A 460-nucleotide genomic window follows, 5' to 3' on the forward strand; every position below is an offset into this window, starting at 1 on the left:
GCTGGCGAATTCTGTTTTGTAATTCGCATTCGCGTGTGCATCCACTTCTACCATGATGCTGTCTGCGTTACAGTTGTTGCCTTCTCCCCAATACGTGCAATTTGCGACGCTGCATTTCACTACTGGCATATGCCTCACCTCCTACGGCTATCCTTCACAGACGGCATAGGCTTTATACTTGAGAATCATTCTTGTTATGGAATAATTACTAGCAATTTCCCCATCCGGATACTTTGTTAGCAGGAGGTGACTGATTTGGATAAACAGCTTGTCATCATTACCGGCGGAGGTGGTGCGCTTGGCTATGCGCTCGCTTTGCGACATTTGGCGGCGGGCGATGCAGTCGTGATCACAGGGAGGAACGAAATCCGGCTCAAAGAACTGCGCACCCAAGCCGATTCTGCCGACCTGCACATCTATCGTCTGGACGTGAGCGATTATGAAGCGGTCAAGTCCTTTG

At 50.0% G+C, this 460-nt stretch carries 2 protein-coding genes; one reads left to right on the forward strand and one right to left on the reverse strand.

All coding sequences use genetic code 11. The features are described 5' to 3' along the window. On the reverse strand, nt 1-129 hold a 129-nt coding region (locus EDM56_RS31085), incomplete at its 3' end, for a DUF1540 domain-containing protein (protein ID WP_148040459.1). Between the two features lie 126 nt (nt 130-255). Here EDM56_RS31085 and EDM56_RS31090 point away from each other — a divergent pair. Continuing rightward, the coding region (locus tag EDM56_RS31090) for an SDR family NAD(P)-dependent oxidoreductase (protein ID WP_122921764.1) at nt 256-460 on the forward strand (205 nt) is incomplete at its 3' end.

This window comes from Brevibacillus fluminis, from assembly GCF_003710825.1.
Classification (GTDB): Bacteria; Bacillota; Bacilli; order Brevibacillales; family Brevibacillaceae; genus Brevibacillus_D; species Brevibacillus_D fluminis.